Annotated in this window: 4 protein-coding genes and 1 pseudogene; 3 read left to right on the forward strand and 2 right to left on the reverse strand. The window is 69.1% G+C overall.

Going from position 1 to position 2,333, the window contains the following annotated elements; genetic code table 11:
• A partial coding sequence (prs, locus tag JHC79_RS23405; protein WP_296395452.1) for a ribose-phosphate diphosphokinase occupies positions 1-537 on the forward strand: 537 nt, incomplete at its 5' end.
• A gap of 8 nt (positions 538-545) precedes the next feature.
• Positions 546-887 carry an arsenate reductase (glutaredoxin) gene (gene arsC / locus JHC79_RS23410; protein ID WP_296395454.1) on the forward strand — a complete coding sequence of 114 codons (342 nt, stop codon included), beginning with the start codon at positions 546-548 and terminating at the stop codon, positions 885-887.
• 16 nt (positions 888-903) lie between these two features.
• Here arsC and JHC79_RS23415 read toward each other — a convergent pair whose 3' ends face one another.
• On the reverse strand, positions 904-1,350 hold the full coding sequence (locus tag JHC79_RS23415) for a limonene-1,2-epoxide hydrolase family protein (RefSeq protein WP_296395456.1): 447 nt from the start codon (positions 1,348-1,350) through the stop codon (positions 904-906).
• Between the two features lie 26 nt (positions 1,351-1,376).
• Positions 1,377-1,871 (reverse strand): limonene-1,2-epoxide hydrolase family protein, encoded by a 495-nt coding sequence (locus JHC79_RS23420; RefSeq protein WP_296395458.1) that lies wholly within the window; start codon positions 1,869-1,871, stop codon positions 1,377-1,379.
• A 241-nt stretch (positions 1,872-2,112) separates the two neighbouring features.
• Between JHC79_RS23420 and JHC79_RS23425 the strand changes: the two are divergent.
• Positions 2,113-2,333, forward strand: a pseudogene (locus tag JHC79_RS23425) (50S ribosomal protein L25); the annotation flags it as partial.

A 2,333-nucleotide genomic window follows, 5' to 3' on the forward strand; every position in this document is an offset into this window, starting at 1 on the left:
CCGGTCGATCACATGCACGCCCAGGGGCAGCTCGCCGAGTACGTCAAGCACAAGTACGGCACCGAGAACGTGACCGTCGTGTCGCCGGACTCCGGCCGTGTGCGCGTGGCCGAGAAATGGGCCGACTCGTTCAACGGTGCGCCGCTGGCGTTCATCCACAAGACGCGAGACCCGTTGGTGCCCAACCAGGTGAAGTCCAACCGCGTGGTCGGTGACGTCGAGGGCCAGATCTGTGTCCTGATCGACGACATGATCGACACCGGTGGCACCATCGCCGGCGCCGTCCGAGTGCTCAAGGACGCCGGTGCCGGTGACGTCATCATCGCGACCACCCACGGAGTCTTCTCCGATCCGGCCGCCGAGCGTCTGGCGTCCTGTGGCGCACGCGAGGTCATCGCCACCGACACCCTGCCGATCGCGCCGGAGAAGCGCTTCGAGAACCTCACGGTCCTCTCGATCGCGCCGCTGCTGGCCCAGACGATCCAGCAGGTCTTCGAGAACGGCTCGGTCACAAGCCTGTTCGACGGCAACGCCTGAGTCGCGTCGTGTCCGCGACCATCTTCCACAACCCGAAGTGCTCGACGTCGCGTAAGGCGCTCGCCCGGCTGCAGGACGCGGGGATCGAACCGGAGATCGTCCGCTACCTCGACACCCCGCCGACCCGAGCCGAACTGGTCCGCCTCATCGCCGATGCCGGCATCGAGGTCCGGGCCGCGGTCCGTAAGCGGGAGCCGTTGTTCGCCGAACTCGGTCTCGCCGACGCATCGGACGACGCGCTGATCGACGCCATGGCCGACCACCCGCGGCTCATCGAACGGCCGTTCGTCGTCACCGACAAGGGGACGCGTCTGGCGCGGCCGGTCGAGGCGATCGACGAGATCCTCTAGAGGTCTGCGCGTACCGCTACCCGATCGCGGGCGGAGCGGGCAGCGGCCGCTGGATCGACGGCACCGCGATGGCGGCCACCGCGCGCACCAGCTTGACCGCGAGATGGACGTGGTCGAAGTAGTCGCGCCACCCGATCACCAGGCCGTCGCTGATCTCGAATCGACCACAGACCCAGAACTGCCAGTGGAAACGCCCGAGGCTGAGCTCGTCGATGCGCTCGGTCAGGACGGTGTCACCGTCGGCGGAGACGGCGAGGAATTGGACACCGAAACCGACCGGTCCGTCGAGGCCGCGCAACACCTTCGCGGTGCCGGCGTGACGCAGTGTCGGCCAGCCGACGTTGGTGTAGACGATGTCGGGGTGCAGTAGCGCGATCGCCGCATCGGCGTCACCGCGGGCCATCGCGGTGAGGAAGTCGACGGCGACGTCGGACGCGGTCGGGGTCGCTGTGGGGGTGCTCATCATCTGATCGTCGCACGACCGTCCGGCTACTGCGGGGGCATGTGCGCCCGTACCGACGGAACCGCCGCACCGAGGAGTCCGCGGGAGATGGCCCGCACGAGGGCGACCCGTCCCATCTCGTCCTGCCACCGGACGATCTTGCCGTCGTGGACCTCGGCGGTCCCCCGCACGGCGACCTGGATGCGCAACCGACCTCGGATGAAGGCGTCGGTGCGTTCGGTGCGGACCGTGCTCCCGACGCGGGTGACCTGGTGGACGACGACGTCGAACCCCCACGACGAGCCGGCGATGCGGTGCAGTCGGCGCATCACCGCCGCGCGGCCGCGCCGGGTGCCGGAGCGGCCGACGCGGTACTCGACCTGCGGCGCGAGCATCTGCTCGGCGACATCGGGGTCGGCGAGCGCGAGGGATTCGAGGAACCGGATGGTCACGTCCTCGGGCGACCACAGCAGACAGTCGACGACCGAACCGCCACGCCGGGTGCGGTCGGAGTCGCTGCGCTGGGGATACACGAGGGCCATGGTCCGCTCGGTCCGCGACACGACCACCAATTCGACGTGACGCGTGGGCGAACAGTGGATGTGACAGGCCTGAGAATCGTCGGCTAGGCTGTGCGACGTTGTCCCGGCGAGGGCGGATCCACCGTGGTCCCCGTTATCGGCGTGGCGGAGTTCTCCGTGTGGGCCCAGGTCCGCTGTGGAGGTCGCGGTCCGTTGCGTTCTCGCCCCGACCGCATGACCACCACACGTTCAGGAGAATCTCATGGCCACCACGGCAAATCCGCTCACCGTCACCACGCGCACCGAGCGCGGCAAGGGTGCCGCCCGTCGCGCGCGCCGCGCCGGCAACGTCCCCGCCGTGCTCTACGGCCACGGCACCGATCCCCAGCACCTGAGCCTCCCGGCGCTCGAGCTGGCCGCGATCCTGCGTAACAACGGCACCAACGCCGTCATCGACCTCGACATCGAGGGCTCCAGCCAGCT

Origin of the sequence: Williamsia sp. (assembly GCF_016462415.1) — a bacterium.
Classification (GTDB): domain Bacteria; phylum Actinomycetota; class Actinomycetes; order Mycobacteriales; family Mycobacteriaceae; genus Williamsia_A.

Excerpts from the sequence above, each read along its gene's own strand:
- JHC79_RS23415 (WP_296395456.1), bottom strand. The coding sequence starts at position 1,350 with ATGAGCACCCCCACAGCGACCCCGACCGCGTCCGACGTCGCCGTCGAC.
- JHC79_RS23420 (WP_296395458.1), bottom strand. The coding sequence starts at position 1,871 with ATGGCCCTCGTGTATCCCCAGCGCAGCGACTCCGACCGCACCCGGCGT.